At 74.5% G+C, this 14771-nt stretch carries 10 protein-coding genes; 3 read left to right on the top strand and 7 right to left on the bottom strand.

The window, feature by feature from the left end; all coding sequences use genetic code 11:
• Nucleotides 1-74 precede the first annotated feature (74 nt).
• Both C7M71_RS29305 and cobF read right to left on the bottom strand, forming a co-directional pair.
• A complete protein-coding gene (locus tag C7M71_RS29305; protein WP_111490735.1) occupies nt 75-887 on the bottom strand; it encodes a class I SAM-dependent methyltransferase in 813 nt (270 codons plus the stop codon).
• Nucleotides 888-988: 101 nt separating this feature from the next.
• Nucleotides 989-1771 carry a precorrin-6A synthase (deacetylating) gene (gene cobF, locus C7M71_RS29300; protein ID WP_111490734.1) on the bottom strand — a complete coding sequence of 261 codons (783 nt, stop codon included), beginning with the start codon at nt 1769-1771 and terminating at the stop codon, nt 989-991.
• A 125-nt stretch (nt 1772-1896) separates the two neighbouring features.
• Between cobF and mutA the strand changes: the two genes are divergently transcribed.
• Genes mutA through meaB form a run of 3 tightly spaced genes read left to right on the top strand, consistent with a single transcriptional unit; the run spans nt 1897 to nt 7013 of the window.
• Nucleotides 1897-3783, top strand: coding sequence for a methylmalonyl-CoA mutase small subunit (gene mutA / locus C7M71_RS29295; protein ID WP_111490733.1), 1887 nt, complete (start codon nt 1897-1899; stop codon nt 3781-3783).
• Nucleotides 3783-6014 carry a methylmalonyl-CoA mutase gene (gene scpA, locus C7M71_RS29290; protein ID WP_111490732.1) on the top strand — a complete coding sequence of 744 codons (2232 nt, stop codon included), beginning with the start codon at nt 3783-3785 and terminating at the stop codon, nt 6012-6014. Before mutA ends, scpA begins: the two co-directional genes overlap by 1 nt.
• Before the next feature lie 3 nt (nt 6015-6017).
• Nucleotides 6018-7013 carry a methylmalonyl Co-A mutase-associated GTPase MeaB gene (gene meaB / locus C7M71_RS29285; protein WP_111490731.1) on the top strand — a complete coding sequence of 332 codons (996 nt, stop codon included), beginning with the start codon at nt 6018-6020 and terminating at the stop codon, nt 7011-7013.
• Between the two features lie 11 nt (nt 7014-7024).
• Here the strand turns inward: meaB and C7M71_RS29280 are convergent, their stop codons facing one another.
• Genes C7M71_RS29280 through C7M71_RS29260 form a run of 5 tightly spaced genes read right to left on the bottom strand, consistent with a single transcriptional unit; the run spans nt 7025 to nt 14537 of the window.
• A complete protein-coding gene (locus C7M71_RS29280) occupies nt 7025-7855 on the bottom strand; it encodes an ECF transporter S component (RefSeq protein ID WP_111490730.1) in 831 nt (276 codons plus the stop codon).
• Nucleotides 7852-9525 carry an ABC transporter ATP-binding protein gene (locus C7M71_RS29275; protein WP_111490729.1) on the bottom strand — a complete coding sequence of 558 codons (1674 nt, stop codon included), beginning with the start codon at nt 9523-9525 and terminating at the stop codon, nt 7852-7854. The genes C7M71_RS29280 and C7M71_RS29275 overlap by 4 nt, the downstream gene beginning before the upstream one ends.
• Nucleotides 9522-10724, bottom strand: a complete 1203-nt coding sequence (locus C7M71_RS29270) for an energy-coupling factor transporter transmembrane component T (protein WP_111490728.1) — start codon at nt 10722-10724, stop codon at nt 9522-9524. Before C7M71_RS29270 ends, C7M71_RS29275 begins: the two co-directional genes overlap by 4 nt.
• A gap of 4 nt (nt 10725-10728) precedes the next feature.
• Entirely contained in the window at nt 10729-11691 is a 963-nt protein-coding gene (locus C7M71_RS29265; RefSeq protein ID WP_114914632.1) for a hypothetical protein, read from the bottom strand.
• On the bottom strand, nt 11691-14537 hold the full coding sequence (locus C7M71_RS29260) for a prenyltransferase/squalene oxidase repeat-containing protein (protein ID WP_111492089.1): 2847 nt from the start codon (nt 14535-14537) through the stop codon (nt 11691-11693). Before C7M71_RS29260 ends, C7M71_RS29265 begins: the two co-directional genes overlap by 1 nt.
• Between the last annotated feature and the right edge of the window lie 234 nt (nt 14538-14771).

Raw genomic sequence — 14771 nt, 5'->3', positions numbered from 1 at the left:
TCACCCATTGGGGCAGGGACAAGCACCCGTTGTCGTGAATCTCCCGACCAGTCGGCTGACGGGTCCCGCGGCGGTCAGCCGCGCCCGTGGGCCAGCAGGGCGGTGTGCGGGAGCACCAGCATGCCGTCCGGTCCGGTGAACTCCGCGCTGAGCAGGTCGTAGTGGCGTCGGATCTCCGCGATGGTGGCGGGCTGCTGGCTCACCACGGTCTGTCCGATCGTCGCGACCCCGGCGGCGGGGCCGCTCCACCACTCCTCGGGGGTGGCCCGGTGGTCCCAGGCGAGTGTGCGGCAGGAGGCGTCCGTGAACCCTGCGGTCCGCAGCAGGTCGGCGAAGCCCTGCTCGGTGCGGGGGAAGTCGTCGTCGGGGGCGAGTGCGGGCAGATGGGCCGGGCGGGTGGCGCCGGCGGCCTGGACGGCGCGGCCGAGCAGGGCCTGTCCGGCTGCGGCGGGGGCGGCCCAGACGGTCAGCGCGATCCGTCCGCCCGGGCGGGTGACCCGGTGGAGTTCGGCCAGGGCCGCGCGGGGCCGCCCGACGTGGTTGAGGACGAAGTTCCCCACCACCGCGTCGAACGCGTCGTCGGGGAAGGGCAGGCCGGGCAGGGCCGCGAGCCGCACCTCGGCGTCGGGGGCGGTCCGGGCGGCGAGCGTGACCATGCCGGGTTCGGCGTCCACGGCGGCCACTGCCGCTCCCCGTGCGCAGGCCGCTGCGGCGGCGGTGCCGGTGCCGGTCCCGACGTCGAGGACGCGCGTTCCCTGCCGCACTCCGGCCGCGTCGAGCAGCAGCGGTACGGGGTGGGCGCAGAGCTTGGCGAAACCGGCCGCGTACGCCTCGGCGCGGCCCGCCCAGGTGCGCCGCTCGGCCTCGTCGAACACCGTCGTATCCATCCATGCCCTCCCCGCTCCGGCCCGCGCGCCGGAGCGGCGGCGGCTGCCGGGGATCCTAGGCGGTGCCCGACCATGCGCGGCCGGCGCGGGACGCCCGGGGGTCAGTCGCCCGGCGGGTCCTCGGCGGGGTCGCCCCGGCGCAGCAGATAGGTGTCCATGATCCAGCCCTTGCGGGCGCGGGCCTCGGCGCGCAGCGCCAGGATGCGGTCGGCGACGTCGGCCGCCTTCCCGGCGACCAGGATCTCGTCGGGTGTCCCCAGGTAGGCGCCCCAGTAGAGGTGCAGGTCCGGGTCGTCGGCGTAGCGGGCGAAGGCCTGGTGCGCGTCCAGCATGACGACGATGTCGTCGACGCCGTCGGGCAGCCCCTCGGCCAGGCGGCGGCCGGTGGTGATCTGCACCGGCCGCCCGACCCGGTTGAGCCCGATCCGGTGCCGGGCGGCCAGCGCGGACACGCTGCTGATGCCCGGCACCACCTCGTGGTCGAACTCCACCCGGCCGTGGCGGCGGATCTCCTCCAGGATGCCGAGGGTGGAGTCGTACAGGGCGGGGTCGCCCCAGACGAGGAAGGCGCCGCATCCGTCGTCCGGGACCTGCTCCGCGATGAGGCGCTCATAGAGGTCGGCGCGGCGGCTGCGCCAGCGGGCCACGGCGGGGGTGTAGTCGGGCTCGGCGCGCTCCCGGTCCGGGTCACGCGCCGCCACCAGCCGGTAGGGGCGCTCGACATGCCGTTCGAGGATGTCATGGCGGAGCCGGGCGAGGTCCGCCTTCTGCTCGCCCTTGTCCAGGATGAAGAACACCTCGGCCCGGTTGAGTGCCTTGACCGCCTGGAGGGTCAGGTGGTCGGGGTCGCCCGCGCCGATGCCGATGACCAGGATCTTCCGCACGGCCCGATTCTGCCTCACCAGCGGGCGGCGGGCCCGCTAGCGTTGTGGTGCGGACAGGTCAACGAGGGCAAGGTCACAGCGCCTCGCACTGCTGCGACTTGACACCTTTCTTCTAGCCTTGCCCTATGACAGTCCTGCGTGACGATGAGCTCTCGCTGGGTGCCGAATTCCCCGAGGCGACCCGTGCAGAGTGGCAGCACCTGGTGGCCGGGGTGCTGCGCAAGGGGGGCGTCGGAGACTTCTCCGGCGCGGCGGCCGAGGGCAAGCTGTCCACCCGACTCCAGGACGGCCTGGTCGTCCGTCCGCTGTACACCTCGGAGGACGGCGTCGCCGACCCGGGCTATCCGGGCCACGCGCCCTTCGTACGCGGCGGCCGGGCCACGGGAAGCGCGGTCTCCGGGTGGGATGTGCGCCAGCGGCACGCCCACCCCGACCCGGCCCGGGCCAATGACGCGGTGCTGGCCGACCTGGAGAACGGGGTCACCTCGCTCTGGCTGACCGTCGGGGAGGCGGGTCTGCCGGCGGAGGGGCTGGCGACGGCGCTGGACGGCGTCTACCTCGATCTGGCGCCGGTGGTACTGGACGCGGGCTCCGCCACGGAGGCGGCGGCCGAGGCGCTGCTGGGGCTCTATGACGCACGCGGGGTACCGCCCCATGCGGCGCTGGGCAACCTCGGCGCGGACCCGCTGGGGCAGCTCGCCCGTACCGGCCGCGCCCCGGACCTCGCCGGGCAGACGGCGGCTGCGGTCGGCCTGGCCGACCGGTGCCACCGGTCCTACCCCGGGGTGCGGGCCCTCACGGTGGACGCGCTGCCGTACCACGAGGCCGGGGCCTCGGCCGCTCAGGAGCTGGGCTGCTCGCTGGCCACCGCCGTCGCCTATCTGCGTGAGCTGACCGCTGCCGGGCTCTCCGTCGACGCCGCCTGCGGCCAGCTGGAGTTCCGCTACGCCGCCACCGCCGACCAGTTCCTCACCATCGCCAAGCTGCGCGCGGCGCGGCGGCTCTGGTCCCGGGTGGCGCAGGTGTGCGGGGCCTCGCCGGCCGCCGGGGCGCAGCGTCAGCACGCGGTGACCTCGGCGGTGATGATGACCCGTCGGGACCCGTGGGTGAACATGCTGCGCACCACCGTGGCCTGTCTGGGCGCCGGGGTGGGCGGCGCCGACGCGGTCACGGTGCTGCCCTTCGACGAGGCGCTGGGGCTGCCGGACGCGTTCGCGCGGCGGATCGCCCGCAACACCTCCGCGATCCTGCTGGAGGAGTCCCATCTGGCGCGGGTGGTCGACCCCGCCGGGGGCTCCTGGTACGTGGAGCGGCTGACCGACGAGGTCGCCCATGCGGCCTGGGCGTGGTTCCAGGAGATCGAGGGCGTCGGCGGGCAGGCGGCGGCGCTGGGGTCCGGCCTGGTGGCGGAGCGGGTGTCGGCGGCGTGGCGGCAGCGGTCGGAGGACCTTGCGCACCGGCGCGAGCCGATCACCGGGGTCAGCGAGTTCCCGAACCTGGCGGAGCCCCCGGTGGTCCGCGAGCCGGCGCCGGTCCGGCCGGGCGGCGGCCTGCCGGTGGTCCGCCGGGACGAGGCATTCGAGGCGCTGCGGGCCCGCTCGGACGCGCAGCTGGCCGCGACCGGCGCCCGGCCCCGGGTCTTCCTGGCCGCCCTGGGCCCGGCGGCGGCGCACACCGCGCGGGCGACCTTCGCGGCCAATCTGCTCCAGGCCGGGGGGATCGAGCCGGTCCACGACCCGGAGTCGGTCGACGCGGACTCGGTCGGCGAGGCGTTCGCCCGCTCCGGCTGCACGGTGGCCTGCCTCTGCTCCAGCGACCGGCTCTACGCCGAGCAGGCCGAGGGGGTCGCGGCGGCGCTGAAGGCCGCGGGCGCCGGGGCCGTACTGCTCGCGGGCCGGCCCGGGGAGCAGCGCGACGCCTGGCTGGCCGCCGGGGTCGACACGTTCGTCTACGCGGGCGGCGACGCGGTCGCCGTCCTCTCCTCCGTTCTCGATGGCATGGGAGTGGCGTGATGCAGGGCAGAACGGACCGGCCGGGCCCGATCCCGGACTTCACGGGCATCGGCCTGGAGCCGGACGACGCCCCCCGGGTGACCGCCGAGCAGTGGCGGGACTCGGTCGCGGAGACCACCGGCAAGAGCGCCGACGACCTGGTGTGGGAGACCCCCGAGGGGATCAGCGTCAAGCCGCTGTACACCGCCGACGACCTGGCCGGGCTGGACTTCCTGGCCACCTATCCCGGTGTCGCCCCGTATCTGCGGGGGCCCTATCCGACGATGTACGTCAACCAGCCGTGGACCATCCGCCAGTACGCCGGGTTCTCCACCGCCGAGGAGTCCAACGCCTTCTACCGGCGCAATCTGGCGGCCGGTCAGAAGGGCCTGTCGGTCGCCTTCGACCTGCCCACCCACCGGGGCTACGACAGCGACCACCCCCGGGTCACCGGCGATGTCGGCATGGCGGGCGTGGCGATCGACTCGATCTACGACATGCGGCAGCTCTTCGACGGCATCCCGCTGGACCGGATGACCGTGTCGATGACGATGAACGGCGCCGTGCTGCCGGTCCTCGCGCTGTACATCGTCGCCGCCGAGGAGCAGGGCGTACCGCCGGAGAAGCTGGCCGGGACCATCCAGAACGACATCCTCAAGGAGTTCATGGTCCGCAACACCTACATCTATCCGCCGCAGCCGTCGATGCGGATCATCTCCGACATCTTCGCGTACACCTCGCAGCGGATGCCCCGGTACAACTCCATCTCCATCTCCGGCTACCACATCCAGGAGGCCGGGGCGACGGCCGACCTGGAGCTGGCGTACACCCTCGCGGACGGTGTGGAGTACCTTCGGGCCGGGCTGGACGCCGGGCTGGATGTGGACGCCTTCGCGCCCCGGCTCTCCTTCTTCTGGGCGATCGGCATGAACTTCTTCATGGAGGTCGCCAAGCTGCGCGCGGCGCGGCTGCTCTGGGCCAAGCTGGTCAACGGCTTCGCCCCGAAGAACGCCAAGTCGCTCTCGCTGCGCACCCATTCGCAGACCTCGGGGTGGTCGCTCACCGCCCAGGACGTCTTCAACAATGTGACCCGCACCTGTGTGGAGGCGATGGCCGCCACCCAGGGGCACACCCAGTCGCTGCACACCAATGCGCTGGACGAGGCGCTGGCGCTGCCCACCGACTTCTCCGCCCGGATCGCCCGCAACACCCAGCTGCTGCTCCAGCAGGAGTCGGGCACCTGCCGGGTGATCGACCCATGGGGCGGCAGCGCCTATGTGGAGCGGCTGACCCACGACCTGGCCCGGCGGGCCTGGCAGCACATCCAGGAGGTCGAGGCGGCCGGCGGGATGGCCAAGGCCATCGACGCGGGCATCCCCAAGCTGCGGGTGGAGGAGGCGGCGGCCCGCACCCAGGCGCGGATCGACTCCGGGCGGCAGCCGGTGATCGGCGTCAACAAGTACCGGGTGGAGAGCGACGAGCAGATCGACGTGCTCAAGGTCGACAACTCCTCGGTGCGCACCCAGCAGATCGCCAAGCTGCGGCGGCTGCGCGCGGAGCGCGACGAGGCCGTCTGCCAGGACGCGCTGCGGGCGCTGAGCGCCGCCGCCGAGGCCGGTCCGCAGCGCGGCGGCGGGCTGGAGGGCAACCTGCTGGCGCTGGCGGTGGACGCGGCGCGGGCGATGGCGACGGTCGGTGAGATCTCCGACGCCCTGGAGCGGGTGTACGGACGCCACTCCGGGCAGATCCGTACCATCTCCGGTGTGTACCGTGAGGAGGCCGGCTCGTCGCCGGCGGTGGAGCGCACCCGGGCGCTGGTGGAGGCCTTCGAGAAGGCCGAGGGGCGGCGCCCCCGGATCCTGGTCGCCAAGATGGGGCAGGACGGCCATGACCGGGGCCAGAAGGTGATCGCCTCCGCCTTTGCCGACCTGGGCTTCGACGTGGACGTGGGCCCGCTGTTCCAGACCCCGGCCGAGGTGGCGCGGCAGGCGGTGGAGGCCGATGTGCACATCGTCGGCGTCTCCTCGCTGGCCGCCGGGCATCTGACGCTGGTTCCGGCGCTGCGTGAGCAGTTGGCGGAGGCGGGCCGGGAGGACATCACCATCGTCGTCGGCGGGGTCATCCCGCCGCAGGACGTGGAGGCGCTGCACCAGGCGGGCGCCGCCGCCGTCTTCCCGCCGGGTACGGTGATCCCGGATGCCGCCCACGACCTGCTGAGGACCCTCGCCGAGGCCCTCGGCCACGAGCTGTGACCCATGCGCCCCTCCATCGACCTCAATGACTACGCCAAGGGCGTCCTGGACGGCTCCCGGGCGTATATCGCCCGTGCCGTGACCCTGGTGGAGTCCACCCGGGAGGACCACCGGCGGCTCGCCCAGCAGTTGCTGATCGAGCTGCTGCCGCACTCGGGGCGGGCCCGGCGGATCGGTGTCAGCGGGGTGCCGGGCGTGGGCAAGTCGACCTTTATCGACGCGCTGGGCTCGCTGCTCACCTCGTTCGGCCACCGGGTGGCGGTGCTCGCCGTGGACCCGTCCTCCACCCGGACCGGAGGCTCCATCCTGGGGGACAAGACCCGGATGGAGCGGCTGGCCGCCGATCCGGCGGCGTTCATCCGCCCCTCCCCCAGCGCGGGGACGCTGGGCGGGGTGGCCAAGGCGACCCGGGAGAGCATCATCGTCATGGAGGCGGCGGGCTATGACGTGGTCCTGGTGGAGACGGTGGGCGTCGGCCAGTCGGAGACGGCGGTGGCCAATATGGTCGACTCCTTCCTGCTGCTCAGCCTCGCCCGGACCGGCGACCAGTTGCAGGGCATCAAGAAGGGCGTCCTGGAGCTGGCCGACGTCGTCGCCGTCAACAAGGCGGACGGGCCGCATGAGCGCGAGGCCCGTTCGGCCGCCCGTGAGCTGGCCGGCGCCCTGCGGCTGCTCCAGGGCGCTGACGCGGCCTGGACGCCGCCGGTCCTGACGTGCAGCGCCCGGGAGAACACCGGGCTGGACACGGTCTGGGAGAAGCTGGAGCAGCACCGGCGGCACCTTGAGTCCGCCGGCAGCCTCGCCGCCAAGCGGCGGGACCAGCAGGTCGACTGGGCCTGGGCGATGGTCCACGACCGGCTGCTGACCGCGATGCGGGACCACCCCGAGGTCCGCCGGCTCGCCCCCGGTCTGGAGCAGCAGGTCCGCGACGGGACGCTGACCGCCACCCTGGCGGCGGAGCACCTGCTGGAGGCGTTCCGGCCGCCGGGCGGACCCTAGGCGGCGGCGTCTCAGGAGTGCGGGGCGTCCTGCCCGGGCCCGGTGGTCCGGGGGTCGAAGCGGACGGCGGCGTCGAACCTGGCCCGGCGGGCGGCGCGGCGGAACGCGGTGAGCACCGCCGGGCCGGCCAGGGTGATGCAGACGAAGTTGGTGACGGCCCGGCCGGTGTCCCAGCCCAGCGAGGTGGCCACGTCGAAGGCCAGGTAGCGGTGCCACTGCTCGGTGAAGGGCAGTCCGGGCAGGTACGCGATCGAGCTGCCGGGGTCGAGGGAGAACGGCCAGAAGGACAGGTTGAGCAGGAATCCGAAGAGGTAGCCGGAGAGCGCCCCGTACCCGGCGAGCAGCAGGATCTCGCTCCGTCCCCGGGCCCGGGGCAGCAGTCCGGCGAGCATGCCGACAAAGGCGCAGCCGAACATCTGGTACGGCATCCACGGTCCGACGCCGCCGGTGATGAGGGCGGAGGCGAAGAGCGAGGTGCAGCCGAGGGTGAAGCCGAATCCGGGGCCGAAGACCCGTCCCGCCAGCACCAGGACGAAGAAGACCGTCTCCACCCCGGCGGTGCCGGCGCCCAGCGGGCGCAGTGCCGCATTGAGGGCGGAGAGCACGCCGAGCATCGCCAGCGCCTTGGAGTCGATGCCGCCGTCGGCGATCTCGGCGAAGACCACGGCGAGGACCAGCACCAGCAGCACGCCGAAGATCAGCGGCGGGGCGTAGGAGGTGCCGAACCTGCCCGGCGCGACCGCGAACGGCCAGAGGAAGGCGACCAGGCCGACGAAGGCCGCGAGGACCACCGCGACCAGCGCGCGGGTGCGGAGCCGGACGGCGGCCCGGGTGGAGCTCACCGCCGGTCCGCCGGGGTGCTGAGCGCCGCCGCTGCCTGATTGACCGTCAGATACTCCAGTGGGGCGAGGATCTTGGCGGTCTGCGGGGCGAAGGCGGGGGAGGCGACGACGACCTCGGCGGTGGGCCCGTCGGCGACGATCTCGCCCTCCGCCAGCACCACCACCCGGTCCGCCGCGGCGGCCACGAACTCCACGTCATGGGTGGAGACGACGACGCTGCGCCCTTCGGCCGCCAACTCGTCCACGATCCGGGTCAGGGCCTGCTTGGCCTGGTAGTCGAGCCCCCGGGTGGGTTCGTCCAGCAGCACCACCTGCGGGGTGGCGGTCAGTTGGATGGCGAGCACCAGGGAGAGCTTCTGGCCCTCCGACAGGTCGCGGGGGTGGGTGGCGTCGTCGATCCCCGGGGCCAGCCGGTCGAGGATCTGCCGGGCCGGGAGTGCGGCGGAGGCGGCGGACTCCCGGTCGGCCTGGGCGAGTTCGGCGGCGACGGTCTCCAGGTAGAGCAGGTCGGTGGGGGTCTGCGGGACCAGGCCCACCAGCCGCCGGGCAGCCGCCGCTGAGAGCTTTCTGGGGTCGGGGCCGCGTCCGGCGGGCCGGGCTCCGCCGTCCGGACGGGGTTCCGCGACGCCGACCGTGCCGGACTGCCGGGGTCCCGAGCCCTGGAGCGCCCAGAGCAGGGAGGACTTCCCGGAGCCATTGCGCCCCATCAGCGCCGTGACCTGGCCGCGCCGGAGGTCCAGGCTGACCTCGCGGACGGCGACGACCTCGCCGTGGCGCACCACGACGCTGCGGGCGGTGAGGGCGACTTCGCCGGTTTCGGTACGGCCGACGGCCTGCCGGGGCGGCGGCACCGGCTGTGCGGCGAGCCGTTGGCGCAGCGGTCCGGCCGCACGCCGGGCGTCGCGGACCGAGAGCGGCAGCGGGCGCCAGCCCGCCAGGCGGCCCAGCTCGACCACCGGCGGCGCCACCGTGGCCGTCTCGAACATCTCGGCGGGCGGTCCGGCGGAGACGGTGCCGTCGCCGCCGAGGTGCACCACCCGGTCGGCGTACTGCACCACGCGCTCCAGCCGGTGTTCGGCGAGCACCACGGTGACCCCGAGGTCGTGTACCAGCCGGGTGACGGCGGCCAGCACCTCTTCGGCCGCCGTCGGGTCGAGCGCGGAGGTGGGCTCGTCCAGCACCAGGACCCGGGGGTGGGAGGTGAGCACCGAGCCGATGGCGACGCGCTGCTGCTGGCCGCCGGAGAGCTCATGCAGGGCGCGGTACCGCAGGTCGGCGAGTCCGAGCAGGTCCAGGGTCTCCTCGACCCGCTTGCGCATCACCTCGGCCGGGACCGCCAACTGCTCCATGCCGTAGGCCAGTTCCTCCTCGACGGTGTCGGTGACAAAGCCGGCCGACGGGTCCTGGCCGACCACCCCGACCACCTCGGCGAGTTCACGCGGCGGGTGGTGTGCGGTGTCCAGGCCCGCGACGGTCACCCGACCGGCCAGGGTGCCTCCGGTGAAGTGCGGGACCAGCCCGTTGACGGCGCCCAGCAGGGTGGACTTGCCCGCCCCGGTACGGCCGACGACCAGGCAGAGTTCGCCCTCCTCGATCTGCAGGTCCACCTCGCGGAGGACCGGTTCCGGTGCGCCGTCGTAGGTCACGCTGACCCGGTCGAAGCGGATCACCGCGCCCCCTCGGTCCGTAGGGTGCGGTCCCGGCCTGCCCTGGACGGCCGGGCGGCGGGCGGCGGCGCCGTGAATCCGGCGGTGCCGGCGATCAGGATCGCGGCGACCGGGACCAGCGGCAGCGTCGGCCAACTCAGCGGGTAGAGCGAGGGGTTGAGCTCGGTGGCGCTGTACCCGGCGGTGACGAAGAGCAGCACCGCCGCGACCACGCCGCAGCCGGCCACCAGCCACTCCGGGAGCCGCCAGGGATCGGGCCGGTAGCTGGTGCGCCGGACCCGCCGGCTGCCCAGCGCCAGGCCCGCGCAGCAGAGCAGCGAACCCGCCAGCAGCGCGGGCAGTCCCAGGGCCTTGGGCGCCGTCCCGTCGAGCAGCCCGTAGACGCCGGCGCAGAGTCCCAGCAGGCCGAGCAGCAGCAGCGCCCCGGTGATCCGGCGCGAGCGGCGGGTGGCGGTGCCCGCGCGTCCGTACCCGCGTGAGTCCATGGCGGCGGCCAGGTGCAGCGACCGCTCCAGCGCGTCCTCGATGACCGGGACGGCGATGCCGCGCAGCGCCCGCAGGCCGCGGGCGTCACCGGCCCGCAGCCGCCTGGCCCGGCCGACCCGCTGCACGCTCTCGATGAGCTGCGGGGCGACGCTGATGGAGACGGTCACGGCGACCCCCAGCTCGTACAGGGCGCCGGGCAGGACGCGCAGCGCCCGCTTCGGGTTGGCGAGCGTGTTGGCCGCACCGATGCAGCAGAGCAGGCAGGCCAGGCGGAGGCCGTCGGTCGCGGCGGACAGGGTGGCCTCCAGCGAGACCGGCCCGCCGATCGCGATCCCGGCGTACCAGTGCGGGGTCGGCAGCTGCGGCAGGGTGAAGAGGATGTGGTCGGTGGGGGTGATGCCGCTCGCGAAGACGGAGCGGAAGACCACCCGGATCGCCACCACGGTCAGCGCCAGCCAGAGGTAGTACCTGAAGCCGCGTGCCCAGGGGGAGTCGCCGCGGCGGGCGGTGACCACCCAGCCGAGGACGGCGAGGACCAGCGCCAGCAGCAGCGGGTTGGTGGTGCGGCTGACGGCGGTGGCCAGGCCGATCGCCCAGAGCCACCACGCCACGGGGTGGAGCGTGCGGGGCAGGCGGCGGCCGCCGGCCTGCGCCCGGGCGCGTTCCGGGGTCGCCGGGTGGTCCGGGGTCGCCGGGGTCTCGGTGGTCGCGGGCACCTGCTCAGTCCGCCCGCCGCCGTCGCCAGGCGACGACCCCGGCGGTGCCGCCGATCCCGGCCACCAGTACGGCCGCGACCAGCCCCGGGACAAATGAGCCGGACGAGGGCCGGACGGCGGCCACCGGCGGCCCGTCCACCACGGTCGGGGCCGCGTCGGACGGCGCCGCCGCTCCGGTCGGCGCGGGTGGCGGCGCGCTGCTCGACGAGGGCGGCGGCGCCGACGGGGAGGTGTCGGGCGGGGTCTTGGCCGGAGAGGGGGAGGGGGACGGGGACGTGGACGGGCCGCCCGCTGCGGCCGATCCGCTGCCGGGCTGCGGCCGGGTCGCCCGGTCGGAGGTGGCGGGCACGGTGGGCGGCGCGGTGGTGCGCGGCGCGGGCGGCGGCGCCGCCGTCCGGGTGGCGCCGACGGGCGAGGCATTGCGGGCGCGCACCGTGTCCGGGGAGAAGGTCGGGCGTCCCTCGGTACCGGCGATATTGGTACCGCCGAAGATCCACAGGTCCACGCTGCCCGGCACCGGGTGGTAGCTCATGGCGCCGAGCTGGCTGTACGTCCAGGTGTTCTGCCCGGGGTCGGCGTGCCAGTAGGACCAGTAGGCCGAGGCCGGCGGGGTGAGTACGCAGGGGTCCTGTGCGGGGGTGGGGTACTGGCGTCCCCCCTGGTAGCCGCTGTAGCCGATCCGGCAGATGAAGGCGGGCCCGTCGTGGCCGGTGCCGGTGGTCTGCCAGCCGCCCTGGTTGAGCAGGGTGTAGCCGGTGGTGGGCGTGGTCCCGCAGGAGCGCAGCAGCGGCCCGCCCCAGTGGCTGAAGTCGACGGCCAGCACCACCCCGGAGGAGGTGGTGCACTGCCCGATCGGCAGCGGGCTCGCCGCCGCCGGTCCGGCGGTGGGGCCGGCCACCGTGGCCAGGGCGGCCAGGAGCAGGACGGCGCAGGCCCGCAGCGGCCCGGCCCCTCGTCGCCACCGCATCAGTGACGCCTCCCGCCGGTCGCTGCCCGCCGCCGGACCACGGCGACGGTGCCGCCTCCGGCCAGCAGCAGCACCAGGGCCCACAGCGTCAGCCGCTGGGCCTCGACACCCGTGGCGGCCAGCGGGCCGGAGCCACCGGAGGCGGAGCCGCCCGTACCGGAGCCGCCGATGCCGCCCGTACCGGAAGTGCCGCCCGTACCGGGGTCGGTGGAGCCGCCGCCGGGGCCGATGGTGCTGTGGACGCCGGTCAGGTCGCGCAGCAGCACGCCGAACGAGGTGCCCACCGCGCCGCCCACCGACTGGGTCGAGGCCCGCAGGTCGGACTCCTTCTGCGGCCCGTCGGAGGCGACCCTGAAGCCGCCGTCGCCGTTCTGCTGACCCGCGAGGAAGGCACGCGCCCTGGCGATCCGGCCGGCGTACTTCTCCGGGTGCAGGCTCATCCCCTGGATCGCCAGCGCCGCCGAGTTGGTGGAGTCGCCGGCCGCGCCGGGGAATCCGCCATCGGCCTGCTGCCGGGCGGCGATCCAGGCCACCCCCCGGTCGACGGCCTGCGCTGCGGCGTCGCCGGGCACCAGGGCGAGCGCCATCACGGCCATCGCGGTGCTGTCCACATCCCGGTCGCCGGTGGAGGGGATCAGGCTGGGCCAGGAGCCGTCCTCCGCCTGGAGACTCCGCAGATAGCCGATCGGCGCTTCCGCGTGGGATGCGTCACCGGCCCGCAGTTGGGCGATGACGCCGAGGGACTGGGAGAAGACCGACATGGCGTGGGTGTAGTTGCCCTCGGCCGCGCAGCCGGTGTCGGCGGCGGCCCGGGTGCAGACCGCCTGGTCCAGGGCAGCGATCAGGTCATGGCCGCCGAAGTTCCTGGGGTTGCGGCCGGTCACCTGGGCGAGCAGCGCCTCCTTGGCGATCGATCCGCCGCCGGCGTAGGACGTTCCGATCAGGGTCCAGTCGTTGACCGTACGGTCGGTGCCGTCCTTGCGCTGCTGGTCGATGAAGTCGACGATCCCGGCGAGAGCGGTGTCGTTCCCGCCGGTCGCGGCCAGCGCGAAGGCGCCGTCGATGGTCAGCCCGAAGTCCGCGAACCCGGTTCCGTCGAACGCTTCGTAGTACTCGCCGCCGAGCAGGCGCTTCGGGGCGACCAGGTAGGCGACGCCCTTGGCCAGGTCGGGCACCCGGCCGGCCGGGGGCGTCGGCGTGGAGGGCGAGGAGGTGGCGGACGGTGACGGCGGACCGGTCGGCGTCGCGGTGTCCGACGGAGACAGCGACGGAGACGGGGACGACGACGGGTCGGGATCGGCGGGGTGCAGGGTCGCCAGGTTCGCCCCGGCCAGGGCGATCAGCGCCTGCGCGCTGGCTGTCAGGTCGGAGTCACCGCCCGTGGCGTCGGAGGCGAACCCGCCGTCGCCGTTCTGCCGGTCCGCGATCCAGCGCTGCGCGGTGGCCGCTCCGGCGGTCCGTCCGAGCGCCAGCAGTGCCTGGGTGCCCAGTGCGGTGCTCCAGGTGTCGCCGCCGGGGGCGCCGGTGTACGGGAGGTAGCTGCCGTCGGCCTGCTGCTGGTCCGCCAGGTAGGCGGTGGCCTTGGCGAGCGCCGGGGCGGCCTCGGGGACGAGGGTGAGGGCCATCGCCGCCAGCGCGGTGGTGCCGGGCTCGGGGTCGCAGAACTCGCCCGGGGCGATCATCGAGCCGGAGAAGCCGCCGTCGGCGCACTGCAACTGCTCCAGCCGGGCGACGGCCGCCGCCGGGGGTGCGACGCTGCTGCGGGCGAGTGCCAGCACGCCCAGCGCCTGGGTGCTCGGTGAGAACGCGCCGTGGAAGTCCCCGGCGGCCGTGCAGTTGCCGAGGCTGCCTGCGGCGGAGCAGACATGGTCCGCGAGGTCGACGGGCAGGTCATGGCCGCCGAAGTCCCGGGGGTCGGCGCCGGTGGCCTCGGCCAGCAGGGCGAGGTTGGCGACCGCCGTGGGGTCCGGGGGTACGGAGGTGCCGTCCGGCTGGAGGTAGTCGTCGGCGTGGGCGGCCAGATAGGCGGTGATCCGGGTCAGGGTCGCGTCCTGGCCGCCCGCTGCGGCCAGCGCCGTCCCCAGGAGGGCGGTGCGTGCGTAGTCGGGGGCGCCGAATGCCTCGTTGTACAGGTGGTCGCCGTCCACCAGCCGGCCCACCAGCCAGCGTGCCGCGGCGGCCACGGCGGGGGACGGCTGGGGCGAGCCGGGCGCCGAGGGGGAGCCGCCCGGGCCGGAGGAGGGCGAGGCGGAGGGCGGGACGGACGGCGTGGCGCCGGGGCCGCCCGCGCGGACGGAGTCCGGGCTGAAGGCCGGCTGTCCGCTGGTGCCCGCGACATCGGTCCCGCCGAAGACCCATGCCTCGACCTCGCCCGGCTTCGGCACGTCGCTGAGGGCGCCGAGGGGGCTGTAGGTCCAGGTGTTCCGGCCGGCCGGGGCGAGCCAGTACGACCAGTACGCCGTGGCCTTCGGGGTCTGTACGCAGCTCTCCTCCGCCGCAGTGGGGTACTGCGCGCCTCCGTTGAAGTCGCCGCTGCCGATCCGGCAGATGAAGCCGGGCCCGTCGTGCACGGTGCCGACGGTGGTGAACCCGGCGTTGTGCAGCAGGTTCATCCCGGTGGTGGGGTGCGCGTCGCAGCCTCGGACCACCGGGCCGCCCCAGTGGCCGAAGTCGACCGCGACGATCGCGCCGGTGGTGGCGGTGCACTTCTCGATCGGGTCGGCACCGGCCGGTGTGCTGAACGGCACCAGCGCGAGGAAGAGCGCCGTCACCGTCGCGAGGACGGCGCACAGCCGCGCCGTGACGCCTCTCCGTCCGCTGCCGTGCCTGGTGGTGCCGATACCCATGGGTGGTCCCCCCGGTCTGCCGACGAGGGAGTCCGGGCACGGCTGTGCACCACACCCGGCGGGGCCGGGCGTGCCGTCCAGTCCGCGCCGCAGTCCTCGGCAGCGCTCCTGACATACCTCTTCAGTGCAGGTAATCCGACTCGTCCGCACGGTGGCGGACCTACGGTTGCGGGTCAGTGCCGGGTTCTGACCGGCTTCCCCTGCGAACTGAAGGACGAAACGCGTTCATGAGAA

It is taken from the genome of Peterkaempfera bronchialis (assembly GCF_003258605.2).
Lineage (GTDB): Bacteria > Actinomycetota > Actinomycetes > Streptomycetales > Streptomycetaceae > Peterkaempfera > Peterkaempfera bronchialis.
This window is presented reverse-complemented; position numbering and strand designations above follow the sequence as displayed.